The sequence below is a fragment of the Nocardia vulneris genome, from assembly GCF_001613425.1.
GTDB lineage: Bacteria > Actinomycetota > Actinomycetes > Mycobacteriales > Mycobacteriaceae > Nocardia > Nocardia vulneris.
The window spans coordinates 175896-201213 of the sequence record NZ_BDCI01000023.1 but is presented as its reverse complement, the minus strand read 5'-3'; the positions used below and the strand labels follow the sequence as shown (position 1 = coordinate 201213).

The 25318-nt window shown below is 67.4% G+C and carries 21 protein-coding genes; 6 read left to right on the top strand and 15 right to left on the bottom strand.

The features are described 5' to 3' along the window. Positions 1-42: 42 nt before the first annotated feature. From NVU01S_RS25410 to NVU01S_RS25400, 3 genes are all read right to left on the bottom strand, one after another. Positions 43-1500, bottom strand: a complete 1458-nt coding sequence (locus NVU01S_RS25410; RefSeq protein ID WP_043682993.1) for a serine hydrolase domain-containing protein — start codon at positions 1498-1500, stop codon at positions 43-45. 182 nt (positions 1501-1682) lie between these two features. Continuing rightward, the gene (locus NVU01S_RS25405; RefSeq protein ID WP_043682996.1) at positions 1683-2363 is read right to left on the bottom strand and encodes a CPBP family intramembrane glutamic endopeptidase; all 681 of its coding nucleotides are present in this window, start codon (positions 2361-2363) and stop codon (positions 1683-1685) included. Further along, a complete protein-coding gene (locus tag NVU01S_RS25400; protein ID WP_043682998.1) occupies positions 2360-4099 on the bottom strand; it encodes an alpha/beta hydrolase in 1740 nt (579 codons plus the stop codon). The genes NVU01S_RS25405 and NVU01S_RS25400 overlap by 4 nt, the downstream gene beginning before the upstream one ends. A gap of 237 nt (positions 4100-4336) precedes the next feature. On the opposite strand from NVU01S_RS25400, the gene NVU01S_RS25395 reads away from it, so the two are divergent. Then, positions 4337-4627, top strand: a complete 291-nt coding sequence (locus NVU01S_RS25395) for a YiaA/YiaB family inner membrane protein (RefSeq protein WP_014981461.1) — start codon at positions 4337-4339, stop codon at positions 4625-4627. A gap of 64 nt (positions 4628-4691) precedes the next feature. On the opposite strand, the gene NVU01S_RS25390 is transcribed toward NVU01S_RS25395, so the two are convergent. Next, positions 4692-6413: an alpha/beta hydrolase gene (locus tag NVU01S_RS25390; RefSeq protein WP_043683000.1), complete on the bottom strand. Its 1722-nt coding sequence runs from the start codon at positions 6411-6413 to the stop codon at positions 4692-4694. A gap of 35 nt (positions 6414-6448) precedes the next feature. Further along, positions 6449-8743 carry a phosphoribosylformylglycinamidine synthase subunit PurL gene (gene purL / locus NVU01S_RS25385; protein WP_043683003.1) on the bottom strand — a complete coding sequence of 765 codons (2295 nt, stop codon included), beginning with the start codon at positions 8741-8743 and terminating at the stop codon, positions 6449-6451. 198 nt (positions 8744-8941) lie between these two features. Here purL and NVU01S_RS25380 point away from each other — a divergent pair, with 198 nt between their 5' ends. Next, a complete protein-coding gene (locus NVU01S_RS25380) occupies positions 8942-10267 on the top strand; it encodes a glycosyltransferase 87 family protein (RefSeq protein ID WP_082032497.1) in 1326 nt (441 codons plus the stop codon). Here the strand turns inward: NVU01S_RS25380 and NVU01S_RS25375 are convergent. Together NVU01S_RS25375 and NVU01S_RS25370 are read right to left on the bottom strand one after the other, a co-directional pair. Continuing rightward, positions 10216-11514: a M18 family aminopeptidase gene (locus NVU01S_RS25375; protein WP_043683005.1), complete on the bottom strand. Its 1299-nt coding sequence runs from the start codon at positions 11512-11514 to the stop codon at positions 10216-10218. The two genes, NVU01S_RS25380 and NVU01S_RS25375, sit on opposite strands and share 52 nt — an antisense overlap. 160 nt (positions 11515-11674) lie before the next feature. Then, entirely contained in the window at positions 11675-12067 is a 393-nt protein-coding gene (locus NVU01S_RS25370; protein WP_051728014.1) for a hemophore-related protein, read from the bottom strand. Positions 12068-12484: 417 nt separating this feature from the next. Between NVU01S_RS25370 and NVU01S_RS25365 the strand changes: the two genes are divergently transcribed. After that, complete coding sequence (locus tag NVU01S_RS25365; RefSeq protein ID WP_014981455.1) at positions 12485-13480, top strand: alpha/beta hydrolase; 996 nt, start codon at positions 12485-12487, stop codon at positions 13478-13480. A gap of 736 nt (positions 13481-14216) precedes the next feature. On the opposite strand, the gene NVU01S_RS45270 is transcribed toward NVU01S_RS25365, so the two are convergent. Continuing rightward, positions 14217-14345, bottom strand: coding sequence for a hypothetical protein (locus NVU01S_RS45270; protein ID WP_256656707.1), 129 nt, complete (start codon positions 14343-14345; stop codon positions 14217-14219). 1182 nt (positions 14346-15527) lie between these two features. Then, positions 15528-15959, bottom strand: a complete 432-nt coding sequence (locus tag NVU01S_RS25360; protein ID WP_042256239.1) for a MarR family winged helix-turn-helix transcriptional regulator — start codon at positions 15957-15959, stop codon at positions 15528-15530. A gap of 52 nt (positions 15960-16011) precedes the next feature. On the opposite strand from NVU01S_RS25360, the gene NVU01S_RS25355 reads away from it, so the two are divergent. Then, complete coding sequence (locus tag NVU01S_RS25355; RefSeq protein ID WP_043680459.1) at positions 16012-17088, top strand: substrate-binding domain-containing protein; 1077 nt, start codon at positions 16012-16014, stop codon at positions 17086-17088. A 13-nt stretch (positions 17089-17101) separates the two neighbouring features. Here NVU01S_RS25355 and purQ read toward each other — a convergent pair whose 3' ends face one another. Both purQ and purS read right to left on the bottom strand, forming a co-directional pair. After that, on the bottom strand, positions 17102-17779 hold the full coding sequence (gene purQ / locus NVU01S_RS25350) for a phosphoribosylformylglycinamidine synthase subunit PurQ (protein ID WP_029899496.1): 678 nt from the start codon (positions 17777-17779) through the stop codon (positions 17102-17104). Continuing rightward, the gene (gene purS, locus NVU01S_RS25345) at positions 17776-18012 is read right to left on the bottom strand and encodes a phosphoribosylformylglycinamidine synthase subunit PurS (RefSeq protein ID WP_014981451.1); all 237 of its coding nucleotides are present in this window, start codon (positions 18010-18012) and stop codon (positions 17776-17778) included. Before purS ends, purQ begins: the two co-directional genes overlap by 4 nt. 129 nt (positions 18013-18141) lie before the next feature. Between purS and NVU01S_RS25340 the strand changes: the two genes are divergently transcribed. Continuing rightward, positions 18142-18786: an MBL fold metallo-hydrolase gene (locus NVU01S_RS25340; protein WP_043680457.1), complete on the top strand. Its 645-nt coding sequence runs from the start codon at positions 18142-18144 to the stop codon at positions 18784-18786. Here NVU01S_RS25340 and NVU01S_RS25335 read toward each other — a convergent pair. Continuing rightward, the gene (locus tag NVU01S_RS25335) at positions 18783-20156 is read right to left on the bottom strand and encodes a dipeptidase (RefSeq protein WP_043680454.1); all 1374 of its coding nucleotides are present in this window, start codon (positions 20154-20156) and stop codon (positions 18783-18785) included. The genes NVU01S_RS25340 and NVU01S_RS25335 overlap by 4 nt on opposite strands. A gap of 161 nt (positions 20157-20317) precedes the next feature. Between NVU01S_RS25335 and gad the strand changes: the two genes are divergently transcribed. After that, the gene (gene gad / locus NVU01S_RS25330; protein ID WP_043680451.1) at positions 20318-21721 is read left to right on the top strand and encodes a glutamate decarboxylase; all 1404 of its coding nucleotides are present in this window, start codon (positions 20318-20320) and stop codon (positions 21719-21721) included. A 73-nt stretch (positions 21722-21794) separates the two neighbouring features. Here the strand turns inward: gad and NVU01S_RS25325 are convergent, their stop codons facing one another. The 3 genes from NVU01S_RS25325 to NVU01S_RS25315 form a co-directional block, all read right to left on the bottom strand. Further along, a complete protein-coding gene (locus NVU01S_RS25325) occupies positions 21795-22496 on the bottom strand; it encodes a DUF2334 domain-containing protein (protein WP_043680484.1) in 702 nt (233 codons plus the stop codon). Positions 22497-22616: 120 nt separating this feature from the next. Beyond that, the gene (locus tag NVU01S_RS25320) at positions 22617-24791 is read right to left on the bottom strand and encodes a S9 family peptidase (protein ID WP_052281295.1); all 2175 of its coding nucleotides are present in this window, start codon (positions 24789-24791) and stop codon (positions 22617-22619) included. 86 nt (positions 24792-24877) lie between these two features. Further along, entirely contained in the window at positions 24878-25276 is a 399-nt protein-coding gene (locus tag NVU01S_RS25315) for a MerR family transcriptional regulator (protein ID WP_014981445.1), read from the bottom strand. Positions 25277-25318 lie beyond the last annotated feature (42 nt).

Genomic DNA, 25318 nt, shown 5'->3' with positions numbered 1-25318 from the left:
CCGACGCACCCCCACCTTCGATCCGACGCCCTGGCGCCCTTGCTACCTGGCTTCAGGGGTGGGGTGTTTCGGGGTGGCGCGCATGCCTACGTAGCAGGCTTCGGTGCCGTCGGTGAGGGTGCTGAAGACGACGGGCATGTAGTCCTCGCTGAATGAGGGGCCGGCGCCGGAAGCAGCGAAGACGGTGGGCGAGACCGGCGTGAGGTCCATGCTCAGGGGTGGGGACATGTCCTTCATGTCGTCGACGAATTCGTAGAGCATGTGCGCGGATCCGTCCGCGCGCTTGCTGACCGTGATCACGACACCGGCTCGACGGTAGGTGCCGACGAACGGCGCGATGTCCACCTGCACCGGCGGGTCGGCCGGGGCGAAGGCCTCCGGCACCCGCACCCCGGCCAATTCGCCGAGCAGCTCACGGAACAGCGACGCGTAAAGCTGGCGCGCGCCACCACCATTGGTGAGCAGCGCGACCGCCACCCCGGCCGCAGGGACGACCCGCAGGTACGCGTACTGGCCGATCGCGGCACCGTCGTGGCCGAATCCTTTGATGCCGTCCCAGTCGTACAGGGTCCAGCCCAGACCCCATCCGTCCGCGCTGACCGACCACTTGTCCGGCACCTCCACCACCTGATCCTGCATCGCCGCAACGGCTTGCGCGGACAGCAGCGCGGTGCCGTCGGCGGCGCGACCACCGTCGAGGTGCAGGCGGGCGAACCGCACCATGTCGCCCGCGGAAGTGATCACCCTGGCCATCGGCGCGACCGCACGCGGCATGATGTCCCACTCCGGCGCGGGTTCCGGGTAGGCCCCCGGCGCACCGAGGTGGCTCATCGCGGTGGGGAACTTCAGCGCCTGTTCCGGCAGTGTCACCAGATGGTCCAGGCCGAGCGGGGTGGCGATCAGATCCTGTAGTGCCTGATCGAAGGTGGTGCCGGTGATCACCTCGATGATGCGCCCGAGCACTCCGTAGCCCAGGCTGCCGTAGGACATCGCGGTCCCCGGTTTGCAGTCGAGCGCGACTTCCCTTGCCGCCTCGACATATCGGGCGAGGCAGTCGTCGCCGCGGCCGCCGTCGAAGTTGAAGTCGTTGGTCACGCCGCCGGTGTGACTGAGCAGCTGACGCACCGTGATCTGTTGGGTCGCTTCGGCATCCGGCGTCGCGAACTCGGGCAGCACATCCGTCACCCGGGCGTCGAGATCCAGTTTGCCCGCATCCGCGAGCCGCACGATCATCGTCGCGGTGTAGACCTTCGCGACCGAACCGCACAGGAACACCGCGTCGGTGGTGACCGGTACGCCGGTGCCGCGATGCAGTACCCCGCTGGCGATTTCGTGAATTTCACCGTCGACCAGCACGGCCAGCGCCGCGCCGGGCACATGGTGCGTGGCACGCAGTTCGTCCAGCCGCTGCTGCCAATGCGCCAGGGGGAACGCCCGCCCAGCCACAGTGCCGCCTGGCTTCCGACCACCTTCGACGCCCTGGTTCACCGCGTTCGACATGTCCTTCTCCTGCCCTACTTCAAGTCGGCGCGTACGCCGTTCTCCTGTTGCGAACACTGTACTCATACAGGAACGTTGTACGCAAGAGTCGTCAGAAATGCCAGTTCACAGCCGATTCAGTGGAATTCGGCGATCACAAAGTGCCCGACCGGCAACACATGTCGGCTCGGTGCGGGAACGCGCTAGCGGTCGCCCCCGGCAACCGGCCGATCCAGCGATGGCCGCGCCTCGCCCTGCTCGAAGGACAGTCGCCGAGCCAATTGCGGCGCAACGGCGCCACCCGCATTCGTCGCGAGATGCAGCAGAGCGGGGGCTGTGGCGCTCGCGGTACGACGGCGGAGCCAGCCGAGAACGAAACCGCCCGCGGCGGTGGCGGCCACGGTCATCGGAACACTGTCACCCGCGGCTCGCGCCGGATGGATATGCCAGAAGCCGAAGGTAGACGAACCCACCACGGCGCCGACGATCGAACCGAAAGCCTTGTCCAGCAAGGGTTCCAACGTCGCACGGAAGATCAGCTCTTCGCTGTAAACCGTGCCGATCGGGATGTGCACACCGACCCACTCGGCGATCGGGACATCCGGCGCTCGATCAGCGGCGGCCGCCAAACCTCGGCGCGCCGACGGAATCGCCAGTGCCACACCATAACCGGCGGCAACCAGCGCAGCCGACACCGCACCGTAACGAAAACCCTTCACAGAGAACCAATCAGGCACGCCCCGAAAGGAAACCGCATAAGCCGTGGCGAATCCGGCATTGGCCGCGGTCCGCCCGCGCACGCCGAGTCCGAGCCCGGGCAACACCAGATTGCTCCAGACCAGCGGAAGCCCGATGGCAGCAACGGCTTTCGGTATACGGCTCACTTGATCTTCCGTTCGAAATCCTCGGCGGACTCGATCTCCGCCCTGATCCGGTCCGACATCGACGCCGACCAGTCCGGCGGCGCCGCCACCGCCGCCCAGCCGTCCAGCACGAGGCTGCCGTAGCGGTGCCCGTGCCCGTCGGTGACGCCCTGGGCATTGGTGAGGTCGGCGGCCACCTGCCAGAAGGTGACGAACGGCCACCAGCGCATCTGCGAGGAGACATCGGAACCGCGCGGCTCCGACAGCCAATCCGGTTGCGAGAAGATCAGATCCGTCGACCACCAGACGATCGGGTCCGAGGCGTGTTGCAGGTACGCGATCCGCGGCGGCCGCCACTCGGTGGACGGACGCGCGAGATCCGCACTGTCCGAGGCGAATCGCACGACCAAGCCGTCCGCATAAACCGGCTCGACCTCGCGTGAGCCCGGATCGCGCCGCGAAACGAACTGCTCCCACAGGCGATTCGAGTTCGGCGGCCCCACCCAGAGCGCGCCGTCCACCTTCGTCCGCAGGTCGGCGAGCCCGTCGAACGCCGCCTCGGAGCCCTGCGAGCCCAGGCTCTCCCCGTAGACCAGCAGCTTCGGTCGCTGCTGTTGCGGCCGCGCGCTCCAGTGCCGATACACCGCGTCGAACAGCTCTTTTCCGGCCGTCGCGGCCTTACCGCGGTCGGCCAGGAACGACAGCACGCTCGGCAGATACGAGTACTGCGTGGCGATGATCGCACTGTCACCGCCATACATGTACTCGATCGCACCCGCCGCCATGGCATTCACCCAGCCGGTGCCGGTGGTCGTCACCACCACGAGCACCTTGCGGTCGAAGGCGCCGGTGCGTTCGAGTTCGGCGGCCGCCAGCTCGGCGGGTTCCTCGCCGTTCTCGGCCGACTCCAACCCGACGTAGGCGCGGATCGGCTCGCGCGCGGGCTTGCCGGTCACCTCGCTGATCTTGCTCGCGGTCGGTCCGTGCGAGACGAACCACCGCCCCTCGAACCCGAGGGTCTCCCATTTGGCCAGTGACGCGGGACTGCCGGAACGTTCCGGCTGGGTCGGCTGGACCGCATTCGTCGAGGTGTGGTCATTGCGCACGCTGAACGCCGAATTGGCCACCGCGAAGAACGCCCGCGAGGCCACGCCGTTGAAGATCGTCACGGTCAGTACGACGAGCACCAGGAAGCCGGCGGCGGGCGCCAGCTCGCGCGGCACCCGGACCCACCGGTTGAGCAGCCGGGCCAGGAACAGGATGGTCTCGCGCACCGTCCGGTACGCGGCCACCACGGCCGCGCCGACCGCCATGCTCAGCAAGCCGGTACGCAGATAGGCCGGTGTCGTGGTGCCTTCCATGCCCATCAGCGCGGTGATCTCGCGCTGCCAGCGCGCCGACTGAACCAGCATCAGCGCGGCGCTCAAGGCGGCGGTGAACAGGATCGCGGACTTCACGGCGTAGCGCACCCAGGTGGGCGGCGGCGGCAGGAACTTCTGCAGCCGCGGCCGCACCCACAACCGGAACAGCCACTCGAGCAGACAGCCGACGCCGTAGCCGAGCGCGGCGTTGACACCACTGATCAGGCCCTGGAACAGCCAGTCGCGTGGCACCAACGACGGCGTCACCGACAGCGCGAAGAACAACGTGGCGAAGACCAGTCCGACATAGTTCAGGTCGATGACGTCTTCCACGCGCCGCACGACGACGACGCCGCGCGTACGCAGCTTCGTCAGGGTGGAGGCGGTCTCTAGCACGAAACTCAGCGCGTGCGGAGTTCGGCCGCGAGCAGTTCCATAGCGATCATCATCGCAACAGTATGGCGGTCCGGTTCCGCCGGCGAGCGTTGGCCAGGCCGCCACGCGGCGGATCGACACAGATCACACTCGCCTACCGCGCCTGTCGTCTCCCGCAACGGCGGATCGGCAACTACCCAGGGTGCTCGAGTAGTTGTACACGGTTGTGCGGGTACGCGTGTCGCCAGAATTCTTGGCATGAGCACTCCCAACGCACAGCCGAAGACCACCTCGGCCTTCGTCGCCCAGGCCGCGATCGCGTTCGGCGTCAGCTTTTTCGGGGCGGGCGCGGGCATTCTGTATCTGCCGCTGGACATCTGGCAGCGCAGCTTTCTGGCGATGAGCCTTCTCTTCCTGGTCACCAGCACCTTCACCTTGGCGAAGGTGGTGCGGGACCAGCACGAAGCCGCGACCGTACACGGTCGCATCGATCAGGCACGGATGGAAAAGCTGCTCGCCGAGCACGATCCGTTCAACACCATCGCCTGATCACGCTCCTGGGCGGGCCCGGTGACGAGGGGTCCTGGCCCGCCCAGGTCAGCGGATCAACTCGTCATTTGAGCGAGCGTTCCCGAACGGCCGACTCCGCCAAGTAGTTTCGGATCCGGTCCGAGAGATCGGCGGTCCAGTCCGGCGGCTGTGCGATCGCGGCCCAGGCGTCGAGCACCAGCGTGCCGTAGCGATGCCCGTGCCCGTCGTTGACGCCCTGCGCATTGGGCAGATCGGCGGCGACCTGCCAGAACGTGACGATCGGATACCACGCCATCGTCGGCGACACGTCGGAACCACGCGGCTCGCGCAGCCAATCCGGTTCGCTGAACAGCAGATCCGGCGACCACCACACCACCGGATCGGACGCGTGCTGCAGGTAGGCGACGCGCGGTGTCAGCCAGGTGCTCGACGGCTGCCACAGATCGCCGCGACCGTCTGCGAAGCGCACCACGAGTCCGTCGGCGTAGGTCGGCAATACCTCGGGGGACCCCGGATCGCGCCGCGCGACGAACTCACTCCACAACCGGTTCGAGTTCGGCGGCCCCACCCACAGCACGCCGTCGGTCCGGTTGCGCAGGTCGGCGAGACCGGAGAACGCGCCTTCGGCCCCCTGCGAGCCGAGGCTCTCCCCGTAGACGAGCAACTTCGGCCTGGCCTCGGCCGGCCGCACCGACCAGTGCTCGTACACCTTGTCGAACACCAGCTTTCCCATCCGGGTGGCCTTGTCCTTGTCCGACAGGAAGGACAGCACGCTGGGTAGGTACGAGTACTGGGTGGCGACGATCGCGCTGTCGCCGCCGTACATCATCTCCACGGATTCGGCGCTGGTCGAGTCGACCCAGCCGGTACCGGTCGTGGTCACCACGACCAGGACCTTGCGATCGAAGGCCCCGGTGCGTTCGAGTTCGGCGACGGCCAGTTCGGCTTGGGCCTCGGGACCGTCCGCCGATTCCAGGCCGGTGTACACCCGGATCGGCTCCTTGGCCGGTTTGCCGGTGACCTTTTCGATATCCGCGGCGCTCGGCACGTAGGAGACGAACCATCGCCCCTCCGAGCCGAGGGTCTCCCACTTCGCCAACGAGGCCGGGCTGCCGGATCTTTCGGGCAGTTGAGGTTGCGTGGCGTTGGGCGAGGTGTGGCTGTTGCGCACGCTGAACGCCGAATTCGCCACCGAGAAGAAGGCTTTCGCCAGCACGCCGTTGAACAGCGTGACGGCAACGATGGTGACGATCAGGAAGCCGAGCGGCATGGCCAGGCGGCGCGGGACGTGCACCCACTTCGTCAGCTCACCCGCGACCCACCGCACCAGCCAGCGCACCGCCCGGAACACGCCGATCACCAGCGCGATCACGGCGGCGCTCAACGCACCGGTGCGCAGGAAGCCGCTGGTCGTGATGTCGTCCATGCCCATCAGCTGGGTGATCTCGCGCTGCCAGCGCGCCGACTGCACCAGCATGAGCACCGCGGTGAGTACACAGCCGAGCAACACCACGACCTTCACCACCGCGGGCAGCCAGGTGGGCAGATCCGCCAGCACCTTGGTGACCTGCTCGGGCAGCCGCGGCCGAATCCAGCTGCGGTACATCAACTCCAGCAGACAGCCGACGCCGTAGCCGATGGCCGCGTTGACCCCGCCGATGAGTCCCTCGAACAGCCAATCCCGCGGCAGCAGCGAGGGCGTCAGCGACAACGAGAAGAACAGCGTCGCGACGACGAGACCCACGTAGTTCGGGCGGAAGAAACGCTCGACGGCGCCGACGATCCGGCCGGCGCCGACGCGCACACGTACTACTGAGACCGCTCCAGCCTCAGCCGCCATCAGAGCGCACTTGCTCCGAACAACTTCGGCAGCGTGCCCTCGTGCGCGGCCCGCAGCTCGTCCATCGGGACGGAGAACTGTCCTTGCACCTCAACCGAATCCGCGCCCTGGTCGACCACGCCGATGCGCACCCACGGCAGTTCGCGGGCGGTGCACATCTTGGTGAACCGGGTCTCCTCCGAGCGCGGCACCGCGACGAGCACCCGGCCCGCCGATTCGGCGAACAACGTGACGAACGGGTCCGCGTCCTCGGGAAGCAGGATGCGGCAACCGGTTTCACCGGCCAGCGCGGCCTCCACGACGGCCTGGATCAAGCCGCCCTCCGAAAGGTCGTGTGCGGCACTGATCATGCCGTCGCGCGAACCCGCGGTGAGCACCTCGGCCAGCAGCTGCTCGCGCGCGAAATCGACCTTCGGCGGCACGCCGCCCAGGTGATCGTGCACGACCTGGGACCAGATCGAGCCGCCGAATTCGTCGTGGGTGTCACCGAGCAGGATCAGGGTCTCACCCGGCTCCAGCCCGAGCCCGGTCGGGATGCGCCGGTGCACGTCGTCGATGACGCCGAGCACGCCGACCACGGGGGTCGGCAGGATGGCCGTCTGCCCGGTCTGGTTGTAGAAGCTCACGTTGCCGCCGGTGACCGGAATGCCCAGCGCCACACAGCCGTCCGCGAGGCCGCGCACGGCCTGCTGGAACTGCCACATCACGCCCGGATCCTCCGGGGAGCCGAAGTTCAGGCAGTTGGTGACAGCCTTCGGGGTCGCGCCGGTGGTGGCGACATTGCGGAACGCCTCGGCCAGCGCGAGCTGCGCGCCGGTGTACGGGTCCAGCTTGGTGTAGCGGCCGGACGCATCGGTGGCCAGCGCGATCCCGCGGCCGGTCGACTCGTCGATCCGGATCACACCCGCGTCGGCGTGCTCGGCGAGCACGGTGTTGCCGCGCACGTAGCGGTCGTACTGCTCGGTGATCCACTTGCGGCTGCACAGCTGCGGGCTGGCCAGCATCTGCAGCAGCGTGGCGCGCAGTTCGTCGCCGGTCTTCGGGCGGGTCAGCTTGTCGGTGCTGTCGGCGATCAACGCGTCCTGCTCGTCCGGCCGCTGCACCGGGCGCTCGTACACCGGGCCCTCGTGCGCGACGGTGCGCGGCGGGACGTCGACCACGGTCTCGCCGTGCCAGGTGACCACCAGCCGGTCACCGTCGGTGACCTCACCGATCACCGTGGCGAGCGTGTCCCACTTGCGGCACACGGCCATGAACGCGTCCACGTTCTCCGGGGTCACCACGGCGCACATGCGCTCCTGCGATTCGCTGGAGAGCACCTCGGCCGGGGTCATCCCGGTGGCGCGCATCGGCACCCGGTCCAGCTCGATGTGCATGCCGCCGTCGCCCGCGGCCGCCAGTTCGGAGGTGGCGCAGGACAATCCGGCGCCGCCGAGGTCCTGGATGCCGACCACCAGCTTGGCCGCGTACAGCTCGAGGCAGCACTCGATGAGCACCTTCTCGGTGAACGGATCGCCCACCTGCACGCTCGGCAGCTTCTTGCGTCCGGTACCCGATTCGTCGCCGGAGAAGGTGTCCGAGGCGAGCACGGAGACGCCGCCGATGCCGTCCAGGCCGGTGCGCGCACCGAACAGAATGATCTTGTTGCCGGTGCCGGAGGCGAAGGCCAGGTGCAGATCCTCGACCCGCATCACGCCCGCGCACAGCGCGTTCACCAGCGGATTGCCTTGGTAGGAGGCATCGAACACGGTCTCGCCGCCGATATTCGGCAGGCCGAGCGAGTTGCCGTAGCCGCCGACCCCGCGCACCACACCGTCGACCACGCGCCGGGTGTCGGCCGCGTCCGCGGCGCCGAAGCGCAGCTGATCCATCACCGCGATCGGGCGCGCGCCCATCGCCATGATGTCGCGCACGATGCCGCCGACGCCGGTCGCCGCACCCTGGTAGGGCTCGACATAGGACGGGTGATTGTGGCTCTCCACCTTGAAGGTGACCGCCCAGCCGTCGCCGACGTCCACCACGCCCGCGTTCTCGCCGATGCCCGCGAGCATCGAGGCCCGCATCTGCTCGGTGGTGGTCTGGCCGAAGTAGCGCAGGTGCACCTTCGAGGACTTGTAGGAGCAGTGCTCGCTCCACATCACCGAGTACATCGCCAACTCGGCATCGGTCGGCCTGCGGCCGAGAATGTCCTTGATGCGGGCGTACTCGTCGTCCTTCAGACCCAGCTCTTTATAGGGTTGCGGCACGTCGGGAGTTGCTGCGGCTGCGCTGACGGTGTCGACCTGCGAAGTCACGGGGTACCAGGGTCCTTTCGGGCCGGGAGCGCGAAGCTGGGGATTCGCCTGGAAGTTTAGCCGTCACGGTTCGTGGGCACCGGGCCGCATACACCTCACGCCCGGTTCGCCGTTTTCCTGTGCGCCCGGTCACAGCCCGCGCGGGTGCCCACGCGCGCCGACGCGGGTCACACCGTCCCACACAGTTACTCTGGGCCCGTGAACGAACGATCGGGGATCGCGGATTCCGCTGAGCCGGTTGTCGCGAAGGCCGGGCCGGTTGCCGAGCACGACGGGCAGGATGGCACCACCACCGAGTCGACTGCCCAGGTGCGCGTTCCGCTGTCCGGTGACCAACTGCGCTGGCTCCTGCTCGCCATCGGCCTGTTCGCCGCGTCCGCGGTGCTGTCGCTGGCCGTGCACTGGTGGTCCGGCTACATCGATCTACAGGTGTACCGCAACGGTGCCCGGGTCTGGCTCGACGACGGCGAGCTGTACGGCCCGATGCCGCCGGTGGCCGGCATCGGCCTGCCGTTCACCTATCCCCCGCTGGCCGCGCTGTTCTTCGCCCCGCTCGCGCTGATCGCGCTGCCGGTCGCCGAGGTGATCGTGCTGACGAGTTCGCTGGCAAGCCTGGCGATCACGCTGTGGCTGGTGCTCGCGCGGATCCGGCCGGGGCTGCCCAAGGTCACCATGTGGACCCTGGTGATCGGCGCGGTCGCGCTGCTGCAAACCTTCGAACCGCTGCGCCAGACCTTCGGTTTCGGCCAGATCAACCTGGTGCTGATGGCCGCCGTCACGCTGGATTGCCTGGTGCGCAAGCCATTCTGGCCGCGCGGCATGCTGATCGGCATCGCGGTGTCGGTGAAGCTGATCCCCGGCGGGTACCTGCTGTACTTCCTGCTGCGCAAGGACTGGAAGGCGGCGGGCACGCTGATCGTCTCGGCGATCGCGGCGGTGGGTCTGGGTTTTCTGTTGTTCCCCAGCGATTCGACCGAGTACTGGTTCCACACGCTGGCCGACACCGGCCGGATCGGCCCGCCCTACTTCGCGGGCAACCAGTCGATCAAGGGCATGGCGTTCCGGCTCGGTCTGCCCGACTCGGCGGCCACCGTGCTGTGGATCGCGCTGTCGCTGGTCGCGGTCGCGCTGGCCGCGGTCTGGATGCGCAGGCTGATCGACGCGGGCGCCACCGTGGCCGCACTGCTGGTGAATGCGGCTGCGGTGCTGCTGGTTTCGCCGGTCTCCTGGTCGCACCACTGGGTGTGGATCGCGCCCGCCGCGGTGGTGACCGCGGACGTGATCGTGCGCGGCAAGCGTTCGCCGGTGTTCCTCGGCTGCGTCGGCGCGCTGACCGTCATGTTCCTGATCGGACCGCAGTGGCTGCTGCCGCACTCCGACGACAAGGAACTCGACTGGGCGTGGTGGCAGCAGCTCATCGGCAGCAGCTACGTACTGGCCACCCTCGCCGTCTTCGTCGTCGCGGTGCTCACCTACCGCCCGGTGGCGGCGGGCGTGAGGAAAGCGGCCAACGCCGCGGCGTAGGCGGGCACATCGGCGGCGCCCATCACTTCGCGCGCCGAATGCATCGCCAGCTGAGCCGCGCCGACGTCGACCGTCGTGATGCCGGTGCCCGCGGCCGTCATCGGGCCGATCGTCGAGCCACAGGGCAGATCGGCGCGATGCACGTAGCGCTGCAACGGAACTCCGGCCTGCGCGCAGGCCAGCGCGAACGCGCCGGCTCCGGCCGCATCGGTGGCGTAACGCAGATTCTGGTTGACCTTGAGCACCGGCCCGCCGTTCACCGCGATCCGGTGCGCGGGCTCGTGCCGCTCCGGGTAGTTCGGATGCGTCGCATGCGCCATATCGCCCGAGGCGACCACCGAACCGGCCAGCGAGGCAAGGTATTCGGTGCGGTCGCCGCCGCGGGCGAGCACGATCCGTTCCAGCACGCGGGGCAGCAGATCGGACTGGGCGCCGCGATCGGACTGACTGCCGACCTCCTCGTGGTCGAACATGACGAGCACCGGAATCGCGGCACCGGGGTCGGCGACCGCGGCGAGGAAGGCCTGCAGACCGGCGTAGCAGGTGCCTTGGTTGTCCAGGCGCGGTGCGCTGACCAGATCGAGGTCGCGGCCGACGATCCGGCTCGGCGCCAGGTCGTGCGTCATCAGTTCCCAGCCGAGCACCGCAGCGGGGTCGAGATCGGCGTGCTCGGCGACGAATTCGAGGAACGAGCGCGGCTCCCGGCCGACACCCCACACCGCGTTCACGTGCCGCTGCGGATCCAGTGCGACGCCCTTGCGATCGTCGGACAGGTGAATGGCCAGCTGCGGCACCCGCAGAATCGGATCATCGATGCGAACCAGCTTCTCGCGCACCGCATCTCCGTCGCGCACGCTCAGCCGCCCGGAGATCCCGAGTTCGCGGTCCAGCCAGGAGTTCAGCCAGGCGCCGCCGTAGGGCTCCAGGCCGACCAGCTGCCAGCCCGCCGACGCCAGGTCCGGATGCTGTTTGACGCGCAGATTCGGGCTGTCGGTGTGCGCGCCGACCACCCGGAACGGCGTCACCCCCGCGGCATCGGCGGCGGCCCAGGCGATCAGCGAACCACCGCGCACCACGAAATGCTTACCGGACCCGTCCACCGGCCACGGGTCCGCCTCGGCCAGCCGGGTGAACCCGGCGGCTTCCAGTTCCGCTGCCACCGTTCGGCAGACGTGAAAGGGCGAGGGCGATTCGTCGACGAACGCGCACAACCCGGTGGCCGTGGCAGCAGTAGTGGAAACGGGCATGCCTGCGATCCTAGGCACGCGTGCGCCGCGGTGATCGACAGCCGACCCGCGGGGTCGGTCGAGAGCAGGGCCGGTGGCGTCCCCGCCGGGGCGCGAACGCCGACCTGCCCACCCACTGTCCGTCGAACAGCGCGAGTGCCCAAGTAGTGCTAGCGCGAAACTACGACTGCGGGAACGTCTTGCAGGAGGTGCTGATCTTCGTCATCTTGTCGCCCAGGTCCGGGCTCATGGCGTCGAGCGGGGTCTCCACGCCGCTCTTCTTCTGCGCGGTGAACTCCTGGAACGTCTTCACACGCACGTCGGTCGGCATGTTGTAGGCCGCCTCCAGCGCCATTTTCTGCACCGGCGAGGCGTCGAGCTTCGCGGCCATCTCCGGCGCGTCCTGATGGATCGCGGCGTCGATCTGCTTGAAGGAGCATTCCGAGCTCAGCAGCGGAGCGAGATCGTCGATCATATCCGCCGCGGCAATTCCGGTGCCGAACAGCGAGGCGCCGGCGGCGATACCGGTGATGGCGAGAGAAGCGAAGGCGTAACGCGGGTTGAGCATCTTCATGAATTCACCCTTCGGAGAGCTCGATCGGATGTCGGGGCTGAATACCCCGGCGCAGATGGTACCCAAGGACTTCCATGAAGTACCAAGTGCATCCGTTCCGTACCCGGATATCTGCGCGCATTCGCGGCCGGACGTGGCGAATTGCCGCGGAGATTTCCACCGTGGACGACCGGGGACCGTTGACGCGGCGAAGAACGTTGTGCCCCTTGGCAGCTTCCGGAACGGCACCTATGACAACTGACCAGTTTGCCCAGGATTCTACGTAATTCGGACATTGCTTCGTGTCGCCGCATGTGCGATCCGAACGGCGTGCTAAAAGCTTGTCCTATGAATTGGAGCGTAAACGCAGAAGCACACAACTCCCGCAGATCACGTTCCGTAGCCTCCCTCGCGGCGACCGGACTGCTCGCCTGCGCAATGACCGCACTGGGTGTATCGGCGGCAACGGCCGACCCGGCCACCGATGCCAAACTGCTGACCACTTCGGTTACCGCGCCGGATGGATCTCGGATAACCGACACAGAGACCATCGACGACCGCAATATCCGACTTCAGGTTTATTCTGCGGCGATGGACAAGACCTTTCCGGTCGAAATCCAGCGCCCCGCCGATACGTCCAAACCGCGCCCGAGCCTGTATCTGCTGAGCGGCGCGGGCGGCGGTATCGACATCGCTTCCTGGCAGGCGCAGAGCGACGCCCGCGCGTTCATGGCGGACAAAAACGTGAACCTGATCCTGCCGATCGGCGGGATGTTCAGTTACTACACCGACTGGATCAAGGACGATCCGGTACTCGGCCGCAACAAATGGAAGACCTATCTGACCGAAGAGTTGCCGCCGATCATCGATGCGGCACTCGGCACGAATGGCGTGAACGGCATCGCGGGTATCTCGACCTCCGCGACCACCGTGCTCGCCTTGCCTATCGCCAAACCGGGTCTCTACAACGTGGCGGCCGCGTACAGCGGTTGCGCACAGACCAGCGACCCGCTCGGTTCGCGATTCGTGAAGTTCGTCGTCGATGGTTACGGCGGCGCCAGCCACGAGAACATGTGGGGGCCGACCGGTTCACGGGAATGGGTCGCCAACGACCCTTACGTCAACGCGGAGGGCCTGCGCGGCACCGAACTGTATATCTCCTCGGGTAATGGCATGCCGGGTCGATACGACACCCTGGACGGACCGCACACGCAGCCCGGCCCGAACGGCCTGGCCAATCAGATCATCATCGGTGGCCTGATCGAGGCGGCCACGGCCCACTGCACCCAGAACCTGAAGACGAAACTGGATTCGCTGGGCATTCCCGCCACCTTCACCATTCACGACACCGGGACGCATTCGTGGGGCTACTGGCAGGACGAGCTGAAGCTGTCCTGGCCGACCCTCGCGCACGGCATGGGCGTGCAAGAGTAATTCCCCACCACCGATAGTTCGACGCTCCGGAGGACCGGGTGTGGCCTGCGTACGGGCCGCCCCGGTCCTCCGATGCGTATGGGGGCCAACAGGTTACGTGCACTGAGGCGAACCGCGGCGCAGCGCTCGACGGTGGTCGGCGGGCAAGCACCGCAGCAGGCCCATCTACCCGGGTGCCGGCCGCGCACGATATGCCCGCACTGGTGATATTCGAGCCCCGACGCACGACCCCACACACGGCCGGAGACTCCGAGCTACATCATCGGGAGCCAGCCGCACCGGGCCTGAAATGAACACAATCTATTTCACTGTTCGGCTACAACAATCCCCCGGAGCCGAACTCAACCGGATAAAAAGAAGCGTGCCGGACGCTGCAGTCGTCCGGCACGATTTCGTTCTGTGCTGACTGGATCAGTAGCCAGTCAGAGGTGACAACTAGACGACGGCGACGATGATTCCGAGAATCACGCCCAGGGCCGCCACGGCCGCACCCAGAAAACTACCAACACCGGGCAGAAGCATTGTTCCTCCTGTTTGTCGGTCTAACCACTGTCGGAAAAGTAGTGATGATGCCAGCTCAGTGGCATTCAGTCTGTCGAACTACCTCGACGTGTCGAATGCTCGTCGAGGACGCCTCGCAGTCGAGGCGATGCAGATTTCAACAGGCTCGGAGACTCCAGCTGGAAGTAGTCCGATTCCTCATGAAGCCCGGCACGATGTAGCCGGGCGGCGTCAACTAGATGACGGCGACGATGATGCCGAGAATCACGCCGAGGGCCGCAACGGCAGCACCCAAGAAACTACCAACACCGGGCAGAAGCATTGTTTCTCCTGTTTGTCGGTCGATCCATTGATTGTCGAACATCCTCGATCACACAGAATTCGGATCGAGGGCGCCTCAGATGGGAGGCGGTGGCGATCTCAGCTAGCAGTGCCGAAGGCGCTGACTAGACGACCGCGACGATGATCCCCAGAATCACACCCAGGGCCGCGACGGCTGCACCCAGAAAACTACCAACACCGGGCAGAAGCATTGTTCCTCCTGTTTGTCGGTTGAACCATTTAATCGAGCAGCGGCGATCATGCCACTCCCGATTTCAGAATGTCAAACCATCTCGGCCGGAGAGGAAATCGACCGAGGATCGCCTCGGACGAGAGGCGGGGAGAGCTCAGCCAGCTGGGGAAGCTAGATGACCGCGATGATGATGCCGAGGATCACGGTAAGAGCCGCAATGGCAGCACCGGCCATACTTCCAACCACGGGCAGAAGCATTGTTCCTCCTGTTGTCGGTAGAGCTAGTGATCGCGCAGCGACGGAGTGCCGCTGCCGATATCAGAGATGTCGAACTACCTCGACATTTCAGGAACTTAGCCGAGGTCGCCTCACACCGGAGGCAGTTTCACGAACTCGGTCTGAACGGAGTGCTAGATGACCGCGATGATGATGCCGAGGATGACGGTAAGCGCAGCAATAGCGGCACCGGCCATACTTCCAACCACGGGCAGCAGCATTGTTCCTCCTGTTTGTAGGTCGATCCATGGATGACTTAGCGCTGGTGATCATGCCAACTGTCACGTGGCACGTGACGATCCGACCCGGCGTGTCGGGAAATTAAACGAAGTCGCCTCGCTCCGGACTTCATTTAAATAGAATATGGCTACTCAATAATTAACTGGTCGGTCGTCCGACCAAATCAATGCTCAACCCGCACAACCCAATCCGGCCGATGGCAGCACAAGCGGACGGCCGAGCCCGGCCGTCCGCTGTGCCGACAAAAAAAGGAAAGATGGACGAGTTAGTCGTCCGGGCCGGGCCGATGGCTCCAGCGGGCCGACAGACCCCACCGCGGCACCGCGGAGCCGCGGCCGTGCCCGGCTATTGCGCGGCCGCAATGAACGGCCACTCACATGCCCGCGAAACAATCCGCGCTTCGGCCCGAATGGCCGACCTCGCCGGTTAGTTCCGAGTGGAATCGTTTGGCGGGCAAGCGAAGACGCCGCCGATCACAGATCGGACGTTCCGGGCATACATCGGATGAATGCGCGCTTACCCCGGATTCACGGAAACGAGTTCCAGCAGTCGCATGAGGTCCGTATAACGGCGGGCACCGATCCGGGCGCGCAGTTCCTGTTCCGCACGCGCCTCTTCGGCGCGCACCGACGCGACGAGTTCCGCACCGAGCCTGCTGAGCCCGATCAGGATCCGCCTGCGGTCGTCCTGTGCGGCGAGCCGGAAGATGAGACCGCGCTCGGCCAGGTAGTCCGCGTGCCTGGTCGCCGAGGACGGCGCCAGCTGTGACCTGGCCGCAAGCTCGCTCATCGTGATGCCGGTCTCGCTGGAGAGATTCGACAGCATCGACCACTGATCGGCCGTGAGCTGCCTGGCACACAGTGCTGCGTCCAAGTGACGCAGCCAACCGCGTTCTGCGGCACGCAGCGCACCATGCAGCGTGGAATATCCGCTTACAATGGTCGTCATTGTTATTTCCTGCCTGCCATGAATTTCGCTCGAACGAGAAGAAGAGTACCGAATGTCAGCGTTCGGCGAGAGCCCCGAGGGCACTATCGAGATCCTGAACATCGTTCCGATGCAGGGTCCCGGCGGTATCGTGGCCCCCTCGTGCGACGCGGCGACTTCGCTGGCGGTCGACGAAATCAACCGGGGCACAGGAATTCTCGGTCGCGAAATTCGTACTACGAATATCGACGGCGGCCGGCCGCCGCACGAGGTGGCGAGCGAGGTTTCCGCCCTGCTCGCGACCGGAATGGTGGACGCGATCACCGGCTGGCACACCTCCGCGGTGCGGCTGGCGGTGGCGCGGGCGACCGCGAGCCGGGTGCCCTATCTGTTCGCCACCGGGCACGAAGGCCTGCCGGACGAGCTGCCCGGTGTGCTGATGCTGGGCGAGCATCCGGCGGGGCAGACGCTGCCCGCCGTGCACTGGCTGGCCCGCGAACACGGCATCCAGCGCTGGGCGATCATCGGCAACGACTACATCTGGCCGCGGGAATCGGCCAAAGCGATCCGCAACAGCCTGGCCGACCCCGACGCCATCGTGCTCGAGCGGTTCGTGCCGCTCGGTTCGCCCGATTTCGGCGACTTCCTCTCCCATCCGGCGCTGGACCGGGCCCAAGGCGTGATGATCCTGATGGTCGGTGCGGACGTGTCCCGGTTCAATCGGCAGTTCGCGGCTACCGGTCGCGCGGCTTCCCAATTGCGGATCAGCCCTGCGGCGGACGAGAACGTCTTGCTGGCGGGCGGCCCCGGGGCCAACCACAACTTCTACGTGGCATCCAGCTTTTTCATCGATGAGCATTCACCCGACGGGCGCGAACGGGTGGCCCGTTATCGCAAGCGGCACGGTGAATTCGCTCCTGCGCTCACCAGTTTCAGCAATATGACCTATGAGGCCATCCACACCCTGGCCGGGCTCGCGCACGCGGTCGGCTCGTTGCGCGTGCCCGAAGTCCTCGGCGCGCTGGACCACGGGGTGATCCTGGAGACCCCCGGCGGCCAGCGCGCCTTTCAAGGCAATCAGGCGATCCAGCACGGTTTCATCGCCCGCGCCGACGGTGTCGAATTCGACATCGTCGACCGCATCACCTGAGCGGTTCGGCGGATCAGGCCGAGACGAGGGTGTCCAGCACCGAGAGGAACAGGCCGAGCCCGTCGTCGCTCGGGCCGGTGAGCGGCTCGGTCGCGTGCTCGGGGTGCGGCATCAGGCCGACGATGCGGCCGTCGGCCGAGGCGATGCCCGCGATGCCACGCTGCGAACCGTTCGGATTGTCACCGGCGTAGCGGAAGACCACCCGGCCTTCGCCCTCCAGCTCGTCCAGCACGGCGGTGGACGCCTGGTAGCGGCCCTCACCGGACTTGAGCGGGATGAGGATCTGCGCGCCGGCCTCGTAGCGCGAGGTCCACGCCGTGGCCGCCGATTCCACCCGCAGCCATTCGTCGCGGCAGATGAAGTGCAGACCTTCGTTGCGGGTCAGCGCACCGGGCAGCAGGCCGGCCTCGCACAGCACCTGAAAACCGTTGCAGATGCCCAGCACCGGCAGGCCGGACTGTGCCGCGCGCACGACCTCGCCCATCACCGGGGCGAACCGGGCGATCGCGCCGGCGCGCAGGTAGTCACCGTAGGAGAAACCGCCCGGCACGACGACCGCGTCGACCTGCTTCAGATCCGCGTCCGCGTGCCACAGGCTGACCGCCTCGGCGCCGGACAACCGCACCGCACGGGCCGCGTCGACATCGTCGAGCGTCCCAGGAAAGGTGATGACTCCGATCCGCGCCGTCATGGCAGGCGAACCACCTTCCACTCCTCGATCACGGTGTTGGCCAGCAGCGATTCGGCGATCTGCGCGAGCTCCGCGTCGCCGACGCTGTCGTCGACGTCGAGCTCGAATCGCTTGCCCTGCCGGACATCCGAGATGCCCTCGAATCCCAGGCGCGGGAGTGCACCGACGATGGCCTGTCCCTGGGGGTCCAGGATCTCGGCCTTCGGCATCACCTCGACCACGACTCGTGCCACGCGTTGCTCCTCAAGTGGGGTGGGGGGTTACCTCAGCAGCGTAGTTGTGCTGGTTGCCCGCGGCACCTCCGGGGTCGGCCAAAATTCGCGGGCGGGGGCCGTGGCCCGCACCGCGCCTAACATGGCGCCATGCGCATAGCTCACTTCGGCCACTCCTGCCTACTCGTCGAGCTGCACGGTAAGAAGGTGCTCTTCGATCCCGGCACCTTCTCGCACGGCTTCGAGGGTCTCACCGGCTTGGACGCGATCGCGATCACCCACCAGCATCCCGACCACATCGACCCGAACCGGATCGAGGCGCTGATCGAGGCCAATCCGGGGGCGCGGCTGCTCGCCGATCCGCAGACCGCACAGCAGCGCGGCGAGCCGTGGCAGGCGGTGCACGCGGGCAACGTGCTCGCGCTCGGCGACCTGCAGATCACCGGCGGTGGCGGCAGGCACGCGGTGATCCATCCGGAGCTGCCCGTGGTCGACAACACCGTCTTCCAGCTGGGCACCCCGGACGATCCGGCGCAACTGGTGCACCCGGGTGATTCGCTGTGGGTGCCGCCGGTCCAGGTCGGCGTGCTCGCGCTGCCCGCGGCCGCGCCGTGGATGCGGCTCAGCGAGGCCGTGGACTACCTGCGCGCGGTGCGCCCGCGCACCGCGCTGCCCATCCACTACGGCATCATCGAGCCCGCCGCGCAGGGCATCTACTTCGGCAGGCTGGCCGAAATGGGGCCTGCCGAAACAGAATTCACCGTGGTGGAGCCCGAAGACCAGCGCGAGTTCTAGCGCGGCCGCCGGGCCTGCTCGGCATAGTCGAGCAGGAAAAGCGCCTCGGCCAGGGCCATGTGCTCGATCTCGCTGGGATCCACGCTCTCGTTCGGCGCGTGGATCAGCGCCTTCGGTTCCTCGACGCCGAGCAGCATGATCTCGGCGGCCGGGTAGGTGTCGGCGAAGACATTGCACAGCGGGATCGAGCCGCCCTGTCCCTGGGTGGTCGTGGGACGGCCGTAGGCGGCGGTCAGTGCCGCCGCCATCGCCTCGCGCGCCGGGCCGCCGCTGCTCGATCTGAACGCGGCGCCGACACCTTCGAGTTCGATGGTGAGCTTCGCGTTCCACGGTGTGTTCGCCTCGAGGTGCGCAACGAGCGCCTTGTGCGCCTGCTCCGGATCGGTGCCCGGCGGGATGCGCAGGTTGAGCCGGGCGCGCGCGGACGGCTGCACGGCGGCGGCCGACCCGACCACCGGCGGCGCGTCGATGCCGAGCACGGTCAACGCGGGCCGGGCCCACAGCATGTCGGAGATCGTGCCGTCGCCGGTGCACTCGACACCGGGCAACAGGCCTGCGTCGCTACGGAATTGGTCTTCCGGGTACTGCACGCCGGTCCAGCGCTGGTCGTGCTGCAGTCCCGCGACGGTGGTGTTGCCGTGTTCGTCGCGCAGCGAGGCGAGCAGGTGGATCAAGGCCGCGAGCGCGTCCGGGGCGGCACCGCCGAACATGCCGGAATGCAATGGGCTGGTCAAGGTTTCGACGGTCACCACGACATTCACGTTGCCGCGCAACGTCTCCGTCAGCGTCGGCACCCCCGTGGCGAAGTTGCCGCAGTCGCCGATCACGATCGCGTCGGCGCGCAGCAGTTCCGGGTTGGTCTCGACGAACCGCTCGAGCCCGCCGGTGCCCTGCTCCTCGGACCCCTCGGCGACCACCGTGATGCCCAGCGGCAGGTCCGGTCCCACCGCGCGCAGCGCGGTCAGGTGCATGACGATGTTGCCCTTGCAGTCCGCGCTGCCGCGGCCGTACCAGCGGCCGTCACGCTCGGTGAGTTCCCAGACCGGCGAATGCCAGGCGGCGCCGTCCAGCGGCGGCTGCACGTCGTAGTGGCAGTACAGCAGCACGGTCGGCGCGCCCTCCGGTGCCGGGCGGGCGGCGATGACCGCCTTGCTGCCGTCCGGCGTCTCGTGCAGGCCGACCCTGGTCAACCCCGCCGCGGCGAACGCGTCCGCCACCCACTGCGCGGCCCGGTCGCACTCCTCCGGCGGGAACTGCCGTGGGTCGGCCACCGATTTGAACGAAACCAGTTGTGTCAGATCGGTTTTCGCCTGTGGCATCAGCGCGGCCACGGCCGCGCGCAGTTCGGCGGTACGAGAATCGTCGGTCACCCGTCCACTCTGGCACGAACTGACCAGTCCACCGAGTGAAATATCGCGCACCGGCCGATTCGTGTCGCCGCGCCCCCGCGCCGCCGCCCGCCGCGTGTGTGATTCTGGTACCCGAGCGCAGTTCGGTACCAGCACGCGAGCCGATCCTCCGGAGGCAGCCGATGTCCGAGACCCCCGACTCCGACGACCTGTTCGCGTTACCCGGGATCAACCGGATCGCGCCGCGGTCGGGTTTCCCGGAGCATGAGCTGCGTTCCCAGGTCGCCTACGAGATCGTGCACGACGAGTTGCTGCTCGACGGCGTCTCGCGGATGAATCTCTCGACCTTCTGCACCACCTGGACCGACGACACGGCCCGCAGGCTGATGGCCGAGTCGCTGGACAAGAACATCGTCGACAAGGACGAGTATCCGCAGACCGCCGAGCTGGAGCGGCGCTGCGTCCGGATGATCGCCGATCTGTGGCACTGCCCTGATCCGGCAGGCACGCACGGCACCTCGACCACCGGTTCCAGCGAGGCGGCGATGCTCGGCGGCCTGGCCGCCAAGTTCCGCTGGCGGCAGCGCGGCGGCACCGGTACGCCCAATTTCGTCTGCGGCCCGGTGCAGGTCTGCTGGGAGAAATTCGCACGATACTTCGACGTCGAGATCCGGCAGGTTCCGCTCAGCGGTGACCGGCTGACGTTGCACCCGGACGAGGTCGCCGCGCATTGTGACGAGCGCACCATCATGGTGGTGCCGACCTTCGGGCAGACCTTCACCGGCCTGTACGAGGACGTCGCCGGGATCAGCCGCGCGCTGGACCGGGTGCAGGAGGTGAGCGGCCTGGACATCCCGATCCACGTGGACGCCGCGAGCGGCGGGTTCCTGGCCCCGTTCACCGCGCCCGATCTGGTCTGGGATTTCCGGCTGCCGCGGGTGAAATCGATCAACGCCTCCGGGCACAAGACCGGGTTGGCGCCGCTGGGCGCGGGGTGGGCGATCTGGCGCGAGGCCGCCGACCTGCCCGCCGAGCTGATCTTCGATGTGGACTACCTCGGCGGCACCGTGGGCACCTGCAATCTCAATTTCTCCCGGCCGGGCGGACAGGCGATCACCCAGTACTACGAATTCATCCGGCTCGGCCGCACCGGCTACACCCGGGTGCAGTCCGCCGGCTACCGCGCGGCCCGGAAACTGGCCGCGGGGCTGCGCGAGTTCGGCATCTTCGAGCCGATCCACGACGGCGACCCGCGGCACGGGATCACCGCGGTGTCGTGGCGGCTGACCGGCGACCCGGGCTTCAACCTCTACGACCTGTCGGATCGCCTGCGCAGCCGCGGCTGGTTGATCGCCGCCTACCCGTTGCCCGCGCACCGGGAGAACGAGATCATCATGCGGGCGGTGATCCGGCACGGCTTCACCGTCGACATGGCCGACCTGCTGCTCGCCGACTTCGACCGCTGCGTGAAACAGCTTGCCCGGCATCCGTTCTCGACCTCACTCACCCGCCAGGAAGCGGGCGGGTTCACCCACAGTGCGACGGCACAGGTGCCGGACCCGAAACGGAACACGCACCCGGACTGAGGCTTTCACCCGGCCTGCGCCGTTCGCGCGTCGCCGCCCGCTTTACGCCATGACGGGCGGCGACGCCGGTGCGTTACGCCGCGCGTGCGATCGCGGGCGACTCCCACCGATAGACGGCGCTTGCGGCACCGTGGAACAGCGCGAGATCGACGGCGTCGAGCATGGCCTGGCGGGGGCCGGAGCGCGCCAGTTGGGCGGCCGAAACCGCAAGGCGCAGTAGCCCGCCGCGCCGCGCTGTGCGGGCGGCGCCCAGCACCAGCGCGCGACACCACCACGGTTCGGCGCGGAAACCCTCGCCGATGCCGTACACCCGGACCTTCTGCGCCACATTGCTTTCCAGATCCAGGATGGAAGTCAGGCCCAGCGCGACGCGGAAGCCGAGTTCCGGCAGCACCTCGAGGGCGCCGGCCGAGGCGTCCCAGCGCGGCGCCGCGAACAGGCGGGTGCGCAGTTCCACCTGCTCCATCACCCGGTCCGCCGCGGTGAGCCGCAACTTCGCCTCGTGCCGTGGCAGCGTGGCGAATTCGGCCCGGCGGCGCTTGGTCGCCGCCTGGTCGTAGCCGTGCAGCACGATGGCATCGCCCCGGGCCCGCCTGCCGCGCAACCAGGCCTGCGTCGCGGGGTCCTCGGTCAGGCGGTACTTGCCCTTCAGCCGGGGCGCCACGAGCAGCGAGAGCGGCACACCGCGCTGGTCCATCGACGCGGCGAACTCGATCGCCGCGTCCCGGGTGGTGTCCCTGATGCCGGAGATCGAGACGATCAGCTCAGCGTTCATGAACCTACGATGCCAGCGGCAGATGTATTCGACGTGCAGGTCGGGTGACCGCGCGACGAACAGCACCGGGCAAGGTCGCTACCCGCGGTGCGGCCGATCCGGCGGCCGCACCGCGCGCGATCACGCGCCGGCGAGACCCACCCGGTCCAGCACCCAGGCGTACTCGAAGGCGACTTCCTTCCACTTCTCGTACCGGCCGCTGACCCCGCCGTGGCCCGCGCTCATCTCGGTTTTGAGCAGCAGCTGCGCGTCGCCGGTCTTGGTCGCCCTGAGCTTGGCGACCCACTTGGCCGGTTCGACGTAGAGCACCCGAGTGTCGTTGATGCTGGTGATGGCGAGGATGGCCGGGTAGTCCTTGGCCTCGATGTTCTCGTAGGGCGCGTACGACTTCATGTAGTCGTAGACGTCCTTGTCCGCCAACGGGTTACCCCACTCGTCCCATTCGATGACGGTCAGCGGCAGCGACGGGTCCAGGATCGAGGTGAGCGGGTCCACGAACGGGACGTTCGCCAGGATGCCCGTGAACAGCTCGGGGGCCAGGTTCGCCACCGCGCCCATCAGCAGGCCACCCGCGCTGCCACCGTCGGCGATCAGCCGATCCGCGGCGGTGACGCCGGTATCGATCAAATGCCGGGCGCACGAGACGAAATCGGTGAAGGTGTTCTTCTTGGTGAGCGTCTTGCCGTTCTCGTACCAGAGCCGGCCCATCTCGCCGCCGCCGCGCACGTGCGCGACGGCGAACACCATGCCGCGGTCCAGCAGCGACAGGCGCGAGACCGAGAACGACGGATCCATGCTCGCCTCATAAGAGCCGTATCCGTAGAGCAGCAACGGTTTCGGGGCGTCCAGCGGGACTCCCTTCTTCCAGACCAAGGAGATCGGGATCCGGGTTCCGTCCTCCGCTACCGCCCAATCACGATGCTGCTCATAGTCGTTCGCGTCGTACCCGCCGAGCACCGGCTGTTCCTTGCGCAGCAGCAGGTCGCCGGTGGCCGGCACGTAGTCGAACACCTGCACCGGGGTGATGAACGAACTCAGCCCGATGCGCAACGTCGGTTGTGCCCATTCGGGATTCGCGCCCGCGCCGACGGAGAACAGCTCGAGGTCGAAGTCGAGTTCCTTGCGCTCGCCGTAGCCGCTCTCGGTGAGCGGCCAGACCGTCACGCGGGTGAGCGCCTCGCGCCGGTAGCTCAGCACCAGGTGATCGGCGAACGCGTCGACATCCTCGAGTCGCACGTCGTCGCGGTGCCCGATCAGCAGGGTCAGGTTCGACGGATCGGCCACCGGCGCGTCGGCGAGTACGAAGTTCTCCGCCTTCACGCCGTCCACCACGTCGTTGTGCAGGATCAGGAATCGGTCCTCCCCGGCCACCACCGCGTGCTCGGCCGAATATTCGACCCCCTCGCGACGCGGCAGGATCACCCGGAATTCGCCCTCGGGGTTGTCGGATTCGAGCACCCAGCCCTCGGTGGTGATCTTGGAACCGACCCAGATCATGAGGAACTTCTCCGAGCGCGTGGAAACCACACTCACCCAGTACCGTTCGTCCGGCTCGTGGAACACCTTGACGTCGGCGTCCGGCGCGGTGCCGAGCCGGTGCCGCCACACGGTGTCGGGCCGCCACGATTCGTCGACCGTCTGATAGAAGACGTGTGTGCCGTCCAGCGACCAGGTCGCGCCCGGTGCGGTCTCGGCGACCTCGTCGGGCAGCAGGTCACCGGTGCGCAGGTCCTTGAAGCGCAGCACGTACCGCTCGTCCCCGTTGGTGTCCACGGAGTAGGCGAGCAGGTTGCCGTCGTGACTGATCGAGTACGCGCCGAGCGCGAAGAAGTCGTGGCCCTCGGCCAGGACGTTGCTGTCGAGCAGGATCTGCTCGCCCGGCACCTCGGTGCCGGCCTCGAGCTGCGGCGGGGTCCACGCGTCGATACCCGCGGCATCGGCGGCGATCGGACAGCGGCAGTGCACGCCGTACTGCTTGCCTTCGAAGCTGCGCGAGTAGTACCAGTAGTCGCCCATCCGGGTCGGCACCGACAGGTCCGTCTCCTGGGTCCGCGACTTGATCTCGTCGAAGATGCTGTCGCGCAACCCGGCCAGGTGCGCGGTCTGCGCCTCGGTGTAGGCGTTCTCGGCTTCGAGGTAGGAGATGACCTCCGGGTTCTCCTTGTCCCGTAGCCATTCGTATTCGTCGACGAACACGTCACCGTGGTGCACGCGTTCGGTGGGCACCGTCTTGGCGATCGGCGCGGCCACCCCGCCCAGGTCTGAGATCGTTCCGGTACCACTGTCGAGAGCCATGCGCTCCACCGTAGCGGCGCGCGCATCGTCCGTCCCGGCAGGACCCGGCCTGCCCGCTGATCAGCGGGGACACTCCGGCCTTCCGGTCAGACCTCCGCTGATCCCGCGTTTCCCCGAGGCATCGTGGCGTGGTCCGACGCGGCGTGGATGACGCCGTCGAGAACCTGCTGGGTGCTCTGCAGATCACGCAGCGCCTGTTCGATCCGGCGACGCTCCTCGGTGAGCCGTTCCAGCAGCAACGGCGTGGCCGTCGCGTTGGGCGTGCCGTCCACATCGTTGATGCACGGCAGCAATTCGCCGATGGTGTCGCTGTGCAGACCGGCCGCGAACATCTCCTGGATGCGACGCACGCGCTCGACGGCGGCGGCCGGGTATTCGCGCTGCCCACCGGAGGTCCGCGTCGCGGCGAGCAGCCCCTTGGTCTCGTAGTACCGCAGCGACCGGACGCTGACGCCGGTCTGCTCGGCCAGTTCTCCGATGCGCACGATCGCTCCTTGACCTGACATTGATGTCAGGTTTTACGGTAC